The organism is Mucilaginibacter sp. P25 (assembly GCF_050859465.1).
GTDB lineage: Bacteria > Bacteroidota > Bacteroidia > Sphingobacteriales > Sphingobacteriaceae > Mucilaginibacter > Mucilaginibacter gossypii.
This window is the reverse complement of sequence record NZ_CP193937.1, coordinates 748208-764546: the sequence shown is the minus strand read 5'-3', so window position 1 is coordinate 764546 and position 16339 is coordinate 748208. Positions and strand designations below refer to the sequence as shown.

General features: G+C 43.1%; 12 protein-coding genes and 2 pseudogenes. 4 read left to right on the top strand and 10 right to left on the bottom strand.

From position 1 onward, the window contains the following. Positions 1-87 precede the first annotated feature (87 nt). Genes ACRQ5D_RS03940 through ACRQ5D_RS03930 form a run of 3 tightly spaced genes read left to right on the top strand, consistent with a single transcriptional unit; the run spans position 88 to position 2767 of the window. Positions 88-1068 (top strand): glycosyltransferase, encoded by a 981-nt coding sequence (locus tag ACRQ5D_RS03940; RefSeq protein ID WP_091165105.1) that lies wholly within the window; start codon positions 88-90, stop codon positions 1066-1068. 32 nt (positions 1069-1100) lie between these two features. Continuing rightward, positions 1101-1472 carry an ArnT family glycosyltransferase gene (locus ACRQ5D_RS03935; RefSeq protein ID WP_431199121.1) on the top strand — a complete coding sequence of 124 codons (372 nt, stop codon included), beginning with the start codon at positions 1101-1103 and terminating at the stop codon, positions 1470-1472. After that, entirely contained in the window at positions 1400-2767 is a 1368-nt protein-coding gene (locus tag ACRQ5D_RS03930) for an ArnT family glycosyltransferase (RefSeq protein WP_432328461.1), read from the top strand. Before ACRQ5D_RS03935 ends, ACRQ5D_RS03930 begins: the two co-directional genes overlap by 73 nt. A gap of 164 nt (positions 2768-2931) precedes the next feature. On the opposite strand, the gene ACRQ5D_RS03925 is transcribed toward ACRQ5D_RS03930, so the two are convergent. The 5 genes and pseudogenes from ACRQ5D_RS03925 to ACRQ5D_RS03905 form a co-directional block, all read right to left on the bottom strand. Then, positions 2932-2988: a hypothetical protein gene (locus ACRQ5D_RS03925; protein WP_431200943.1), complete on the bottom strand. Its 57-nt coding sequence runs from the start codon at positions 2986-2988 to the stop codon at positions 2932-2934. 182 nt (positions 2989-3170) lie between these two features. Beyond that, positions 3171-4739 (bottom strand): annotated as a pseudogene (locus tag ACRQ5D_RS03920) (RagB/SusD family nutrient uptake outer membrane protein); the annotation flags it as partial. Positions 4740-4750: 11 nt separating this feature from the next. After that, positions 4751-5809, bottom strand: a complete 1059-nt coding sequence (locus ACRQ5D_RS03915; protein WP_431199119.1) for a hypothetical protein — start codon at positions 5807-5809, stop codon at positions 4751-4753. Positions 5810-6009: 200 nt separating this feature from the next. Further along, positions 6010-6600 (bottom strand): hypothetical protein, encoded by a 591-nt coding sequence (locus ACRQ5D_RS03910; protein ID WP_431199118.1) that lies wholly within the window; start codon positions 6598-6600, stop codon positions 6010-6012. Between the two features lie 37 nt (positions 6601-6637). Then, on the bottom strand, positions 6638-8002 hold the full coding sequence (locus ACRQ5D_RS03905) for a carboxypeptidase-like regulatory domain-containing protein (protein ID WP_431199117.1): 1365 nt from the start codon (positions 8000-8002) through the stop codon (positions 6638-6640). A 596-nt stretch (positions 8003-8598) separates the two neighbouring features. On the opposite strand from ACRQ5D_RS03905, the pseudogene ACRQ5D_RS03900 reads away from it, so the two are divergent. Then, positions 8599-10817, top strand: a pseudogene (locus ACRQ5D_RS03900) (alpha-N-acetylglucosaminidase). A gap of 408 nt (positions 10818-11225) precedes the next feature. Here the strand turns inward: ACRQ5D_RS03900 and ACRQ5D_RS03895 are convergent. From ACRQ5D_RS03895 to ACRQ5D_RS03875, 5 genes are all read right to left on the bottom strand, one after another. Beyond that, positions 11226-11624: a response regulator gene (locus ACRQ5D_RS03895; protein ID WP_091165122.1), complete on the bottom strand. Its 399-nt coding sequence runs from the start codon at positions 11622-11624 to the stop codon at positions 11226-11228. 265 nt (positions 11625-11889) lie between these two features. Further along, entirely contained in the window at positions 11890-12714 is an 825-nt protein-coding gene (locus tag ACRQ5D_RS03890; RefSeq protein WP_091165130.1) for a family 16 glycosylhydrolase, read from the bottom strand. A gap of 254 nt (positions 12715-12968) precedes the next feature. Further along, a complete protein-coding gene (locus ACRQ5D_RS03885; RefSeq protein WP_431199116.1) occupies positions 12969-13919 on the bottom strand; it encodes a glycoside hydrolase family 32 protein in 951 nt (316 codons plus the stop codon). Then, the gene (locus ACRQ5D_RS03880) at positions 13919-14497 is read right to left on the bottom strand and encodes a glycoside hydrolase family 32 protein (protein WP_431199115.1); all 579 of its coding nucleotides are present in this window, start codon (positions 14495-14497) and stop codon (positions 13919-13921) included. The genes ACRQ5D_RS03885 and ACRQ5D_RS03880 overlap by 1 nt, the downstream gene beginning before the upstream one ends. Positions 14498-14616: 119 nt before the next feature. After that, on the bottom strand, positions 14617-16323 hold the full coding sequence (locus ACRQ5D_RS03875; protein ID WP_091165138.1) for a RagB/SusD family nutrient uptake outer membrane protein: 1707 nt from the start codon (positions 16321-16323) through the stop codon (positions 14617-14619). Between the last annotated feature and the right edge of the window lie 16 nt (positions 16324-16339).

Here is a 16339-nt window from a genome sequence, read left to right as displayed (position 1 = left end):
TAAATATAGTCATTTACATCAAAGAGTTAACAGCCGTTAAGTTGCTATAACTATCGCCCTCAAACCTTATCTTTGCCTCCAACATTTATGAATATCCTCATCGTAAACAACACCCCAATCCCGGCAACTAAATATGGCGGTACCGAACGCATTATCTGGTGGCTTGGCCGTGAGCTGAATAGGTTAGGGCATAAGATTACCTATTTGGTAGGAGCGGGTTCAACTTGTCCGTTTGCGAGGGTGCTGATCTACGATCCGGCTGTTGATATAAACCAGCAGGTGCCCGATGATATTGACGTGGTACACTTCCAGTTTCAGGTGAGTGGTTTTACTAAAAAGCCTTATATCGTAACTGTTCATAATAACCCTGGTGGTGTGCAATTAGATGTTAACTCGGTATTTGTGTCGGCCAATCACGCTCAGCGTCATGGCTCAGCGGTGTTTGTACACAATGCCATAGATACGGCTGATTATCAAACATCTATACTCGGTAATAAGCGTATCCATACCCATTTTCTGGCTAAAGCAGCCTGGCGCGTTAAAAATGTAAAAGGGGCTATCGATGTAGCTACCATGAGCGGTAATAAGCTGGTTGTACTTGGAGGTACCCGGCTTAACCTGAAAATGGGATTACGCTTTACATCCAACTTAAATGTGCGTTTTAAGGGAATGGTTGGTGATGAAGCGAAATCGGCAGTGATGAACGGTTCAAAGGCGCTGCTTTTTCCGGTGCTGTGGCATGAGCCATTCGGAATTGCTATTGTTGAAAGCCTGTATTTTGGCTGCCCGGTTTTTGGTACACCTTACGGATCGTTGCCCGAACTGGTGCCCGCTGAAGTTGGCTTGCTTTCGGTCAGTAAATCTGAATTAGCCGCCGGACTTAAAAACGTTGAAAGTTTTAATAAACAATATTGCCATCAATATGCTGTCGATAATTTTAATATCGGCAAGATGGCTGCAGCATATTTAACCTTATATGAACAGGTTTTGAATGGTCGAAAATTAAATTTGGCCAGGCCCGAACTCATCAATCGTGATCAACCCAAATACCTGCCCTGGAATAATTAAAATTCAGCTATTTTTGGGCATAAATATTTTTAGTGGAGAGTACAGCAGCTTCAATTTTTTCATCGCAAAAACGGCCTTATTTTATTGTGCTGTTATTAGCTATCGTGCTTAATGTAGCCGGTATCGGCATCAAATTCTTTACTGATGATGGGGCTTTGTATTCGGCCCTGGCCCGGAGCATGGCACAAAGCAATAACTTTACCGATCTGATGTATCACGGTGCCGACTGGCTCGATAAGCCGCATTTCCCCTTCTGGATTATCGCTATCAGTTTTAAGATTTTCGGCATCAATACTTTTGCTTATAAATTGCCCGCCCTGCTGTTTTTTTCATGTCGGTGGCGTACACTTACAAGCTTGCCAAAAAGTTTTATGGCGATGAAACGGCTATTATCGCTATCCTGATCCTGCTTACCGCGCTGCACAGCGTAATGTCAAATACGGATGTACGTGCCGAGCCTTATATTATGGGCTTGCTCATGGGCGCTGTTTATCACTTTTATAAGGTAAAAGAACGGTTCAGCATGGCCGATGTGCTGCTGGCATGCATATTTACTGCCTGCGCAGTGATGACTAAAGGCATCTATCTGCTCATCCCGATTGGAGCGGCTATCATTGGCGATTATTTATTTAAGGGAAATATCAAAGGCGTGTTCCATTGGAAATGGCTGTTCTCGTTTATATTGGTGGTGATATTTACTTTACCCGAAATTTATTCGGTATATACCCAGTTTGACCTTCACCCCGAAAAAGTTATTTTCGGTCGCACCGGGATTTCAGGCATCCACTGGTTTTTGTGGGACAGCCAGTTCGGGCGTTTTAACAATAACGGTTACATTACTAATACACACGGCGACAAACTATTTTTTGTTCATACCCTGCTGTGGGCTTTCGCGCCATGGGCTATTCTCCTGTTCTATGCACTTTATGCTACCGTCAGGAAAATGATTAAAGGTATAACCCAGCCCGAGTATCTGTGTATCTCGGGAAGCGTATTAATGTTGCTGATCTTTTCAGCTTCCAAATTTCAGCTGCCTTTTTACACTAATATCCTGTTCCCATTTTTTGCTATAATTACGGCGGTTTTTATTAGTTCATTAAAAGCTGGCGCCGGGTTAAAGTTTTTCAAGATAACTCAATACATTATCACATCGTTTTTATTGGTTGCTGTTATCGTACTTAATTTTATTTTCGCGCCCGAATGCTGGCCGGTATTTGTTTTGTTGATTGCAGGGTTTATTGGGTTGTCCATTTACATTTATAAAAAGCCAACACCAATTTATCAGCCTGTATTTTTATTTACCTGCGCCGTGTCTGTTTTAGTGAATGCTTACCTGGTGACCGTAGCTTATCCTATTATTGTTGATTACCGCGGGGATCTTTCGGCCGCCGAATACCTCAATCAAAACTATCCACGGGAAAAAGTGAGTGCCGCGGTTTTATCAAACACATTCGATTTTTACTACAAAGGCGGCGTTACTTATACCAATATTGATGCTATCCTAAAAACCGATAGCCTGAAAAGCCGGATTATAGTAGCTGATGAAAAAGCGGTAGCTGAGTTAAAGCAAAAAGAGATCGGGTATACTACAATAAAATCCTTTCAGGATTTTCCTCATGAAAACCTAAGCCTGCCCTTTATCATCAAAAAGAAGAGGAGTACTACTTTGGATCAATTTTATTTGATCAGGATGAGGTAGAGCAATGCCCGCTATAAATTGGCAATGCCCAAATTAACAACTACCTTCTTGTTTAAACGCCTTGATGGGAGCAACTGTTTAGGCCAGGTTTGTAATTATAGGGTGATAACACACAACAATCAAAAGGCTGTCCCTGAGGCAGCCTTTTGATTGTTTAAATAAATTTACCAGCCCGGATTTTGTGTTAACGCGGGATTAAGGGTAATTTGTTGTGCCGGAATCGGGTATAAATAATTTTTTCCGAAAAATTGCGCGCTGTATTGTCAAGGATCAGCTGACCGTTAGCATCTAACGCGTTGGTAGGAGCAGGCTTTAAAGGGTTTGGCCCAACATCGGCCTGCGTACCTTTAAATTTAATGCCTACCGGCCATGGGCTTACAAAAGCACTGATGTTTCCATAAGCTGTACCGCCGGTGTTGCTAACCAGGTCGGTAGCGGCACTATGCCAGCGCTTAATATCGTCAAACCTGAAGTTTTCATAATAAAGTTCAATAAAGCGTTCCCTCCTGATCTCCGTACGCAGATCCAATCCGTTTGCACCTGCGAAACCATTTGTTAATGGCGGCATATTTTTATTAACACGCAGACGTACCAGGTTGAGCGATTTGTTGAGATCGGCATCTGTTATGGCACCGTCACGTTCATAAACCGCTTCAGCATAGTTTAGCAGTACTTCGGCATAGCGGATCACCGGGTAATCTTCAGATTCTTTTGTATCTGGGCAGTTGCGTTCGGTTACCCATTTTTGATTGGTATAACCGCCAATCTTAACAACTTTTCCCATAGATAAAGCAATATCAGCGGCGTCATTTAGCCAGGTTACCCGGTAATTGGCGTTACCGTACCAGTAGTACATATTGTTAACCTGAATGGTATACTTTAAACGATTATCGCGGTTTATAAATTCCGATCCGTAACTTTCAAAACCCTGGAACAGGGGCGATTTCTCAATAGGCAATCCATCCTGGCATAAAAATGCGTTCACGTATTTATGCTGAGGCCCAATCTGCGTTCCCTGCCTGCTGATATTTGTTCCGATTGTTTTGCTCACATCATCATAACGGTACGATAAAAGGTACTCATGATTAGCAGTTTTGGTAACTGAAGCCGGGTTTGATTTTGGATTTTCGAGGATGAAAAGGTATTTCTGTGCAGAATCACCCAATATGGTACTGTTACCACCCAGGGCATTTGAAGCTGCTGTACCAAAAAGTGCAAATTGATTGCTGGTTATCACCGCGTTAGAAGCCGCGGCCGATTTGTCGAGCAGCATATTATAACGGGTTGCATCGCCGTTTCTGAATTTTTGCCATGTGCCTTCATAAAGTGCAACCCTTCCTAAAAACGCCTGCGCGGCAGGTTGGCTCACCCGGCCAAAATCTGCAGAATTGGCTAAGATGGATGCAGGCAGATTTGGTATGGCCGCTTCCAGATCGGCAACAATCAAATCAGCTACCTGATCGCGTGATGCCCTGGTGCCATATAGTTCGGGCGAATCAAGGTTCAGCGTTTTGGTGATCAGCGGAACCCCGCCATACAATTGTAGTAATTCAAAGTAGCAGTAAGCCCTGAAAAATTTGGCTTCGGCAACAAACTGGCTGATGCTGGCCTGGTCGGGGAAAGTGGCGGCCTTTTCAAGTAAATAATTGCAATTCCTGATCCGGGAGTAATTATTATTCCAGTACGAATCACTTGCTGGTACTGTATTGATACCGGCGCCATAAACGCCACCTCCGCCAAATACATCGGCACGCCCGTCATAATGAGGGTTATCTGCAAACGAATTGTTGAAATTACGGAGATAACCATAATATTGGTTGGCAAATGTTTTAAAATCACTGGCCGACTTAAAATATGCCGCATCCGATAGCTGGTCCTGTGGTTTAAGGTTAAGTGACTTGTTGCAGGCGAACAAGCCTGTAACAATAATTATTGAAAGGATACTGAAGATCCTCCGGTAAATATTTTTCATAATCATTTCAATTAAAAAGTGATGTTTGCGCCTACGGTTACATACCTGTAAAATGGATAACGCTCATTGCCTGCGGTGGTCCTGGTTATTTCAGGATCCCAGCCATCATGAATTTTGCTGTATTCCCACAGGTCGCTTCCCGAAATGTAAAACCTTAAACGGCTGATAGCTTTGGTGCGCTCTGTTAACGATTTTGGTAAGGTATAACCGATAACAAGGTTTTTCAGGCGTACATAAGCGCCGTTTTCAACAGACCAGCTTGAAATCTGGTAATTGTAACCATTAATTCCATTGCTATGCAGGTTAGGGTAATAGGCATTCGTATTTTCAGGGGTCCAGGTTTTACCGACCCATTGGGTGGTTTGCGCCTGATAAACGGCGGCAAAAGGTACGCGCCAGTTATTTGCACTACCATTGGCCCTGAATATTGTCCGTTTACCTACCCCTTGAAAAATGCTTGTGAAATCAAAACCTTTCCATTGCAGGCTTAATGTCAAACCAAAAGTATAGCGCGGAATGTCGCTGCCTAAATAAACAAGGTCGCCCATATCTTTTGCCGATGTACCTGTAGTAAGTTTACCATCGCCGTTAACATCAACAAAATAATTATCTCCCGGACGTAAGCCTGAGTTTTGGCCCGGCAGGTTGGTTAAAGGGGTGGCTACAGGGATGCCAATAGTATTAATCACTCCGCCGGGGGCATAATAGGTGGAGTTATAGGTATCAACCTGTGCCTGTGTCTGGAAACGGCCTCCGTATTTAAGGCCGAAATATGATCCAAGCGGATACCCCTCAACAGTAGCGTTATAACCTGCACCTAATGCCGGAACGCCGTTAAAATATACCAATTTGTTTTGGCTGTTGGTAATATTACCCGAAATACTGTATGTTACCTGCCCAACGTGGTCTCGCCAGGTTAATTGTCCTTCCCATCCCCAGGTTTTCAGGTCGCCGTTATTTGACTGGGGCGCTCCAATGCCCAAAACAGCCGGATAGGTAACACTCACCAGCATGTTTTTATTCTGATTACGGAACACTTCAAAAGTTCCGTTTAAGCGACCGTTCAGCAAACCGAAATCAATACCAATGTTCCGTTTTATAACAGTTTCCCATGTCCTGTTGAGCGAAACCAGGTTTCCGGTGGTTGTAGTAGCGGTTGCGAGTGCTGAACCTAAAAGGGTATTGCTATTGCCGACATTAAGCGATTGCAGGTAATCATAAAGGCCGATGCCACCCTGGCTGCCCGACGTAGCGTAAGAGGCCCGTAGCTTTAACTCGCTAAAAATATTTGTTTTTTTATGAAGCTTTCTTCGCCTAAGCGCCAGCCGCCCATGAGGCTGTAAAATGGTTTCCAGCGTTTATCTGCAATAAATTTTGAAGAACCATCATACCTGCCGGTTCCTTCAAACAGATATTTGCCTTTATACGCGTAGGTAGCTCTTGCAAAGTATGAACCCAGGGCGTAGTGGTTGCGCTGTTCGTCGTTGGTTACAAAACCGGCCAACGAACTGCTCAGCCCCAAATTTAAAGAAGGCACATCATCGCTGCCCAAATTGTAGGTACGTGTATTAAACATATCATACTCATCCCTTTCGTAGGAGCTGCCGATCATTAACGATACATCATGTACTCGGTTAAAGGTATTGGTATAGGTTACGCGGCCAATGAGGTTATAATATTTATCATTGATATTAGCACGGAAATAGTTTTGGCTCCCTCCCGAAGTACCACCTGCCGGCGCGGTAGTGCCGGTCAGGTATTTATCATCATATGAATAAAGGCGAACGGTTTTGGTTTGTACGCGGTCATCCTGCCACCAAACGTTATATCCCGCGGTTCCGGTAAAGGTAAGGTGCTTCATGAAATTATAGGTAAGCGTTGAGTTTAACAGTGCCCGGCTATTGTTTTCCAGGTTGTCGCCCCCATCCCTTAATAGGCCCGCGGGGCTTGTTACACCCCCACTGATATGGCCGGCCAGATTGCGTGAACATAGGCAAACCGATCTGAAATCCGTTTCCGAGCGCACTGTAACTCCCCGAAGTATACATGGTTGGCTGTTGAATATTATTTTGCTCAAGCGAAATATTGGTTTCCAGTTGCACTTTATCGCTGAATCTGTAACCGTTATTAAGTCTGAGATTATAGCGTTGATTACCGTTATTGCCAATCCGGAGCTGGCTGCCGTCGTTTAAATACCCTAACGAAACACGATAAGTGTTTTTTTCTGTTCCGCCTGATACCGAAAAATTGTGTTGTGTTGAAGTAGCCCTCCCCCATATGTACTGTTGTAGTGATACATCAATAAAGTCAAGTTCCTTTACATCGAGGAATGCCGGCACAGGCAAGCCGTTATAAAACGAATTTGCAGTGATACTTCCGGTGGTGTTTCCGGGAATCTGTGATGCCAGTACCACCGTGCCTTTATTGGCCAGCGCGAAGTTGGCCAGTTGGTACCAAAGGTCGGTTGTTGGCGCTACTCCATAATTATCATTTGTTCGGGCCTGAAGCAGGCCATTTGCCCATTGGTCAATATTTGTCATTTTAGGCTGAAGACCTAAAAATTTCTCAGACACAGAAGGGTCATACTGGATCACCATTTTACCCGCTTTACCTTTTTTGGTAGTGATCAGTACAACACCATAAGCTGCACGGGCACCATATATTGAAGCCGAGCCATCCTTCAAAACTGAGATATTGTCGATATCATTTGGATTGATAGAGTTTAGCTCGTTGTTATTGTTAAGGGCAACCCCATCCAAAATGACCAAGGGATCCTGTCCGTTAACGGAGGTTGCACCGCGGATCTGGAAGTTCCAGTTTTCGCGACCCGGTTGCGCCGAGCTCCTGGTTACCACCATGCCCGGAACCTGGCCCTGCAAATTGGCAATAGGGTTATTGGTTGGCCCGCGGTCTTCAAATACTTTTGCACTAACTGTGGCAATAGCGCCTACCACTGATGGTTTCTTTTGTGTACCGTAAGCAACCACTACAACCTCTTCCAGATCGCTTCTTTTGCCTGATAACTGAATGTTGATAACAGGCTCATCGCCAATGGTCACTTTACGCGTGTTATAGCCCACAAAAGCGAAAGATAACTTTGCTCCGGGGTTAACGGTTAGTTTGTACTTGCCGTTTACATCAGTTTGAATGCCATTGGTAGTGCCAATAACCTGCACAGTTACACCAGGCAGGGGTTCCCTGGAGGTTGAATCTGTGACAGTACCGCTGATTTGGCGGCTTTGCGCCGCAGCATGATAGCCCATGCCTACCAGCAGCAAAAAAACTAAAAGGCACCTTGCCGAATACTTTTTTTGGTAAAAAAACTCATAGTTCTTAAATTTTAGGTTTATGACTTAGTGTAATGATCGGCGCTATCCGCTCAATCACTATAAAGACACACACAGGATTTTATTATACTCATTAATGAATGAGATTCTTTTTGGCAGGGAGCTTTGCGAAATTGAAAGAGGGGATGTTTGAGTAGATTGCAAGAGGGATGGTGATTGGGGATTGTACTAAATCGACGCTTTAGATGGATCTATTTAAGTAGGGTTCGCGGTTTTCTTTAACAAAGAGGCGTAGCTTAACTGGCACGGAAATGCCAGGCAAATGCCAATGTTGCTTGCGCCCTCCTGACCCACAGGTCGGAGTTTAGCCTGCAGGTACCGGTGTACATAAAGCATCGTATCCTAAAGGTTTTATTAAACAGTCGATTTATCCGTTCACAAAAAGTCCGTTTGATACGGATTTAAAAAATGGAGGAAAGGAGCGAGCTATAGTTTGCATCAGGAAAGAAAACTAAAGGGCTGCATTTTGTAAGGTAAATAATTTTATTACTTTAAGGGCCTTAATAGCCGCTATGTATTTAAAAAACCACTTTTCCATCGCAATTCTTTCAGTTCTTACATTTTTTTTGTCGCCGTTCAACACCGCTAAAGCCAATGACGGCCCTAATATCTCTGAAGCTCAGGCTTTAATAAATCGGGTAACCCATGGCAGAGCGAGTGAATTTCATTTACAGCCTATAACAGCTACTGTTGATACTTTTTACCTCGCTAATGAGGATAACAAAATAGCTATTAAAGCAAGCAGCACCATTGCCATGGCTAAAGGGTTTAACTACTATCTGAAAAACATTTGCCATGTTTCCGTAACATGGTATGCTGCAGATTCAGTAATAATGCCCGCAGTTCTTCCAAAAGCGTTCACTCCGGCAGGTGAACGCTGCCGTTTTGATAATCGTTTCTTTTTAAACTATTGCACTTTTGGCTACACCACGGTTTGGTGGAAGTGGAGCGATTGGCAGTACTTTATAGACTGGATGGCTATGAACGGGATTAACATGCCGTTGGCTATAACCGGGCAGGAATACATCTGGCAACGCGTTTGGCATAAATTTGGAATGACGGATGAACAATCGCGCGCATTTTTTACCGGCCCCGTGCATTTACCCTGGCAGCGTATGGGTAACCTTGACCGCTGGCAGGGGCCACTGCCACAAAGCTTTATAGACGGGCAGTTCGAGCTTCAGAAAAAAATACTGACACGCGAGAGGGCCTTAGGAATGCACCCCATTTTGCCGGCTTTTGCAGGGCATGTGCCAAAAGACCTGAAAAAGAAATATCCTAATATTAAACTCACTGATCTGGGCTCTTATGATACAGGCGCAGAAAATGACGCTTATTTTCTTGACCCGATGGATCCGCTTTTTGTTAAGATACAAAAGGAATACTTGAGTGAACAGCAAAAACTTTTGGGTACAGACCATTATTACGGGGCAGATCCTTTTAATGAGATGGACCCACCAAGCTGGGAGCCATCATACCTGGCAAAAACAGCGGCAACCATTTACAGCGGTATGAAAAGCATAGACCCTAAAGCTGTTTGGATACAGATGGGCTGGACATTTTATTACGACCGTAAACACTGGACCAACCCAAGATTAGAAGCCATGATAAAGGCTGTTCCGCAAAATCATATGATGATACTGGACTATTTTTGCGAGCAAACCGAAGTATGGCGCATGACGGACGGTTTTTTTAATGCACCATACATCTGGTGTTACCTCGGAAACTTTGGGGGCAATACACAGTTAGCCGCTCCGGTTTTAAAAACTGCAAAACTTTTAAGTGCAACAGAGGATGACCCAAACCACCGGCAAATGACAGGCATTGGCTCAACGCTTGAGGGTTTTGGCGTAAATGAATTTATGTTCGAGTGGCTATTTGATTACGCCTGGAATACCGATGCCAAAGACCCGGCCGATTGGATAAAAAAATATGCTGAAAGCCGCTGCGGGCATAATGATCCGGTTATTGCAGCTACCTGGACAAAGCTGCTCCCGGTAATTTATAATTCTGATGTTTCGGGTGTAGGGCTTGGTAATATCATACAATCAAAACCGATGTTAAAAGGGAACGGAGGGTTTACCTGGCTCGGAAAATACAATTACCAGGCATTGGCTAATATTTTTCCGCAATTCCTGCTTGCCGATTCAGCATCAAAGGCCAATCCTAACTATACACGAGACCTGGCTATGCTGGAGAAGCAGGTGCTGGTAAACCTCGCTGTGTCGTTAAGGGATTCCGTTGGCAGGGCATACCATTCAAAAAATCAGCAATTGTTTAATAAATACACCGGCTTGTTTCTTGATTTGTGCGACGATGTGGACCGTATAACAGCTACTCAGCACGAATTGCTATTAGGTGCATGGATAAAAGAAGCCCGTGATTTTGGCTCGACGCCGGAAGAAAAAACTATTACGAAAAAAACGCCCGCCTACTGATAACCACCTGGGGAGGAGAAGGCAACGTTACAACCGATTATGCAGCAAAAGATTGGTCGGGAATGATCAGCACTTACTATAAAGGCCGCTGGATTTTGTTTTTTAATGAACTACGTAAAACCATTGATACCGGCAAAGAACCAGACATGGACGCCTTTGATAAGCAACGCGCCGCTTTTGACTGGAAATGGGTAAACACCAACCAAAGCCAGCAACCTTTTAAATGGAATACAACCGGAGATACTTATTCGGTAGCGCTGGGTATTTATAAAAAATGGGCACCTTATTTGTAATGAAATATAAGTTTAAAACTATAGTTCAATTAGATAAAAGTAAAGTTTAAAATAAGCAAGGCCCGGCAGAGATGACGGGTTTTGTTATTTAAATGGAGTTTGCGTTTTGTTTTAAAAAAAGTACCCCAAACTGGCGCGAGTGATGCTTCCGCTGGCCAAATGTGGAAAATGATAACACGGATGGTTGGGTATAAACTTGTCAGTGTTCAATTTTTTAAAAAGCAGCTGTTCAACTTTTGGAAATGCTATTTTGTAATAGCTTGATTATCAAAGATGACTTGTTCAAAACACGGTTTGATGTATTTTAAACCAAATGTAAGTTGTTGATTATTAGCGCTATTTTTTGGCGAAAAATACCAGGTGTTCACACTTTTAAAAATTGAACACCTGTGAAATGAGTAATCATCCTTATGTTTTCGAACGCTCAACACAGGCCGCTAATACCAGATCAAGCACCGGCCGTGAAACCGGTTTGCTAAAAAAGCCGGTAACATAGCTATAGCTAAGCGCGCGCTCACGGTCTGTTGGATCGATGGATGAGGAAAATACATAGAGTAGTGGTTTAACCGGCAATGCAGGGTACAGGTCCCTAAAGCCTTCAAGGAAATCCCAGCCGTCAAACCTGGGCATCCTGATATCCAGAAAAATAACATCCGGGCAATCCGCCGGGTTATCTGTCAATGATTTTAACGCATCTTCACCGTCGTAACTATGTGACACGGGTTTAAAACCTTCAATTCCTGCAATAAGCTTATCCAGTATAATATGGTCAAGTTTACTGTCATCAATAAAGAGTAATCGGAACATAATTGGTAATTATGATATTGTTGCATAAGTTAAGATATATTATCCGCTTTTAAAAAAATGGATAGTATTACTACGCTCAACCTGCAATTGGGAAAAGTTATTGTAGTATTGATTAATTTATTTAATAAATTATGTGTGTTTCTATTTTTGAAAGTAATAGCTAAAAGGGCACGTATTTCGCTTTTGCGCACACATACCCTTTTTAGTTTTAATGAACCAGGAATATCACCGGTATCGGAGAAGCAAGCTTATAATTTGGTTAAAGCTATAACGTAGCGCTTTTTTCAACAATTACATTCCTTGCGCGCATGTAAGTGGTACCGGTAGGACCGGGTGATCCTGACGACCCTTCCATTTGGTAATCAATAATAATATTCAGGTTTTTACCAACAAAGTTAGCGCCCGTTTGGGTGCTTTTTAAAACACCATCTATCCAGTATTCAATGGACACGTCGGTCGCATTGGTCTTGGTCATATAAACCGAATAAGTGTGCCAGTTTCCGGGGCTGGAAATAGTTGTACCCACACTCGACCAGCCTCCGCTTGCATTTTTGTAGGTGTTTGTCCAGCAGGTTGCACTTCCTTTAAATTCCATAAAATCGCTTTCGGGGGGCCATGAGTCAGCTCCTGTAACCCAAAAGGCAGGCCATGTGCCAGTTTGTGATTCGCACTGAAATTCACCTTTAAAATGCCACTTAGGCCAGGAGTCGGTTACTACAGGTACGGTCTTGGCATAAACTGTCCCGGAATAATAATGGATCGGTAAATATGGATCTTTATTGCTGTTGCCAACGCTGCCGCTGGGCGCACTGGTTAGTGTAAGCACACCTCCGGAAACTGATATATTTTGAGAGCGCATACGGGCAGACCCATTATGATCAGATCCCCAGGGATACAGGTCATTCCAATAAGTGCTGTACGAGCTAAAGGAGGTGGAAGGAACAACATTTACCCATGATACCGTATTAGTTGCAAGATGACTGGCTGAAGTATTTGCGGCGGAGTTGACGGTGGCTGCATTATCTTTTCTACATGCAAAAAACGATGTAATCACAATAAATGCAATTAAAACAAAAGTTAAATTTTTCATAATAAAGATTTTTTAGGTTAATAGGTGTGCTTCTCCCGATAGTTAATGAGAGTACTGGTTAATTGGTGAAACAAATTAACATACTTAAAATTCCATGGATAGGGGGCAAAACTGGAATTTATGGGGGTTATTATATATTAATATTATAATATAACGATACGATAAAGCGATTGGAGAAAGTGCCCCGAAATGCCCGGAAATGAAAAAGGTTGTTTTCGGGATGAAAACAACCTTTCAGAGCTTACTGTCGCCGGTTATTTCCAGATAGATTTCAATCCGGAAATGCTGATATTATTAATGGCTAATTTTCCGGTGGTTTTAACTGCAAGGTTGTTGAAATCTTCGGTTGGGAAATAGATTGCAGTCATGGTGGTTAAACCTCCGTCGGCAAATAACTCTACCGATGATTTGTCGACTACCAAAATGACGTCGGAATTTTTAGCTGTGCTTAGTCGCGGAGCCGTAAAACAGCCCGAAAAATTCTTTTGGAAATCCATTTTTCCGGCTTTGGTACGATCTATATAGTATTCATCTTTTGCAGGGTCATAACCAATAAGCAGTTCTTCACCTTTAGGGTTTGACAGCCCGATGCTATAATCTTTTAAGGTAGCAAAACTCATTTTTAAGACATACCGGCTTTTGAGCTTATTAATTTTTGAAGTAAGATCAAGAGACCGGTTAACCAAGGGTTGCTTTAACACAATTGTTTTTTCTTCAATATTTTTTAGCTCAGTCACCGGCTTGGATATCAGTAAAATTTGGCCTTTGCTTTGTTTCAGGCTAAGCTCACGTGGAATGGTTGCAGCATTGCGCCAGGCCTTTGTAGGTACCTGGTTGGCATATTGCCAGTTGCTCATCCACCCTAAAAATATTTTACGGCTGCCGGTATTGCTCCAGGTAATGCCTGCATATTCGTCGGGACCGTAGTCAAGCCACCTGGTATTTGAATCAAGTGGACTAAATTTGTTCCCGTCAAAATTTCCTACAAAATATTGCGTTGCCGAACCGCCGTTAGGCCCGCCGGGGTTAAGGTTTACGATCAGGATCCAGTAGGTTTTTCCGTTCATTTTTAGCGGGAACAGATCGGGGCATTCCCATACGCCACCGTGCGCACCTGCTTTGATACCGAATTCGCTTTCTTTTTTCCAGTTTTTCAGGTCAGGGGCCGAATAGAAGGAGATATGATCTTGTGTTGCAAGGGTCATTACCCATTTTTCTCCGGGGCATACCACATCACTTTGGGGTCGCGGAAATCCCGGACTCCTGGGTTTTTCAAAACCGGGTTGCCGCTATATTTAGTCCATGTGCCGCCGCCATCCAGGCTATAGGCAAGGCTTTGGTTTTGAAACTTATCGGTGCCCTCTTTTTCTCCTTTAGGATCATGATGGGTGAATATGGCCACCAGGGGTATTTTGCCATTTTTACCAAACCCGGTTGTATTATTGGAATCGGCAACAGCGCTACCAGAAAAAATATATCCAAGGCTATCAGGATATAAAGCGATAGGTAACTGTTTCCAATGGACCAGGTCCTTACTTTCCGCATGCCCCCAGTGCATTGGTCCCCATACAATGTCTTTAGGATAATACTGGAAAAATAAATGATAAGTATGGTTATAATAAACCATACCGTTTGGATCATTCATCCAATGTTGGGCCGGTGAAAAGTGTACCTGGGGGCGATGCTCATCGGCATAAGGTTTTGGGGAGGAATCCTGGGCCTTACAAATACAATTTAAAGCAATAAGGAGAGGCAGTATTAATGTGCCGCATTTTGTTTTCATAATTTAAGCTTTTAATAGGTTATACATTTGGCAGGGTATGCAAAAACTTATGGTATTTGGTATAAAAAGGGAATCCCGGCCTGAGTTATCAGGCCAGGGTTCCGTTGTTTAATTATAGTTTAATAGCCAGGGTTTTGTTTATATAAACCGTTGGTGAACGTAATCTCCGATTGCGGAATCGGAAGGTATTCATCTCTTCCGGCAGTAAATTTAGCCGTTGCTAAAAATGGTCTCCTAACTTTTTCCACGTTAATGTAGTCGTTTAAAGTTGTTTCTGCAATTCCCCATCTAACTAAGTCAAAGAAACGTGCCCCTTCGGTAGCAAATTCCAATCGCCTTTCCCATTGCAAAGCTTTACGGGCATATTCCTGTGTCCAGTTTACCGGGCTGTATGGTTTTACATTGTAGGATGAAGGGAAAGTTCCATCCAGCTTTTTAAGCCGCCCCGTACTGGCTGCCGCCCTGTTTCTGATTTGATTAATTAATGGCAGCGCACTTGCCTGTTGCCCTAACTCAATATAAGCTTCGGCCTGCATTAATAAAACGTCATCATACCTGATGATATCATAGTTTTTTGCCGAGCCCATAAACGGTCCCAGTTTAAAATAAGATGCGCTTGTAGCTAACTGCTGGTTACGCATGGTATGAAAGTTGCCATAAACTCCCGGGTCACGCACCCAACTGTTACTAAAAGGTTTGGTGTTATCATATTTATACGGATGCCCGTCTATACCAACAGTATGGTCTAACCTGGTATCTACAGTAACTTTTGACAGATCGGCTATGCTGTTATTGAATGTATCAAAGTTAGGTAAACCATTGGCATCAGTTGTATAGGCATTTACTAAATTCTGACTTGCAGCATGGAACCCGCAGCAGCCGTATTGAGGTGCCCCGTGCGGATAGTTTAAGCCATCTTCAAAATTTAAACGCCCGGCGGTAGTACCATCATTGATTGTAAATTGTATGGCAAATACCGATTCCGGTCCGTTCTCTGTTTCGGGTAAAAAATTATCAGCAATATCTGCACTTAAGGAATATTTACCGGATGCGATAACTGCTTGCGTAAGTGTAACAACCTCCTGTAACCTTGTTTTATTGATATTGATCACATGGTGTTTATCATCCTGCTCATAGGCCTGGTACAATCTTAATTTGGCTAAATAAGCCTGAGCGTTTAATTTATTGGCCCTGGCCAGATCGGGTTGAGTCGTCGGCAAATTATCAACTGCATATTGAAAATCAGCGGCAATTTTATTCCATGAATCGTCATTTGATAAAGTATTTGAAACTTTCAGGATGTCGGCAGGAGTCGCGGTTTCATCAAAAATAGGGATGTTTTTATATAGCAATTTCATAGTAAAATAGCTATGTGCCCGCAAAAACCTCAATTCGGCCAAACGGATCTTTTTGTTTGGGAATTCAGCATCCGAAAGGGAGTTAACTGCCCTAATCGCCACATTTGCCCTTGAAATAGATTTAAACAAATTTTTCCAGGTGCGTGACATAAACGAATCCATCGAGGGCGTTACCAGGTTGTAATGTTCCAAAGCATCAACTTCGCCAACATCTCCTGTGCCGCCGCCACCTTTATAAGCATCATCTGAACGGACGCTGCCATAAGCCCAGTCACTATATATTGGCCCTATCATATCGCCATTCCCGATAGCTGCATAAGCTGCGGTTACCAAACCTTCAACGGCAGCCGGTGATTTTAAATCTGAAGGAGATAATACACCCTTTGGAGTATAATCTAATGCTTTTTTACAGGAACTAAAAATTATTAGCCCCGATAAAATAGTTGTTACTAATATTTTCGATTTCATATTGAATGATTTTTTT

Coding starts and splice junctions, on each gene's coding strand:
- ACRQ5D_RS03940 (WP_091165105.1), top strand. CDS start 88: ATGAATATCCTCATCGTAAACAACACCCCAATCCCGGCAACTAAATAT.
- ACRQ5D_RS03930 (WP_432328461.1), top strand. CDS start 1,400: ATGTCGGTGGCGTACACTTACAAGCTTGCCAAAAAGTTTTATGGCGAT.
- ACRQ5D_RS03910 (WP_431199118.1), bottom strand. CDS start 6,600: ATGAAGCACCTTACCTTTACCGGAACCGCGGGATATAACGTTTGGTGG.
- ACRQ5D_RS03905 (WP_431199117.1), bottom strand. CDS start 8,002: ATGGGCTATCATGCTGCGGCGCAAAGCCGCCAAATCAGCGGTACTGTC.
- ACRQ5D_RS03895 (WP_091165122.1), bottom strand. CDS start 11,624: ATGTTCCGATTACTCTTTATTGATGACAGTAAACTTGACCATATTATA.
- ACRQ5D_RS03890 (WP_091165130.1), bottom strand. CDS start 12,714: ATGAAAAATTTAACTTTTGTTTTAATTGCATTTATTGTGATTACATCG.
- ACRQ5D_RS03885 (WP_431199116.1), bottom strand. CDS start 13,919: ATGACCCTTGCAACACAAGATCATATCTCCTTCTATTCGGCCCCTGAC.
- ACRQ5D_RS03880 (WP_431199115.1), bottom strand. CDS start 14,497: ATGAAAACAAAATGCGGCACATTAATACTGCCTCTCCTTATTGCTTTA.
- ACRQ5D_RS03875 (WP_091165138.1), bottom strand. CDS start 16,323: ATGAAATCGAAAATATTAGTAACAACTATTTTATCGGGGCTAATAATT.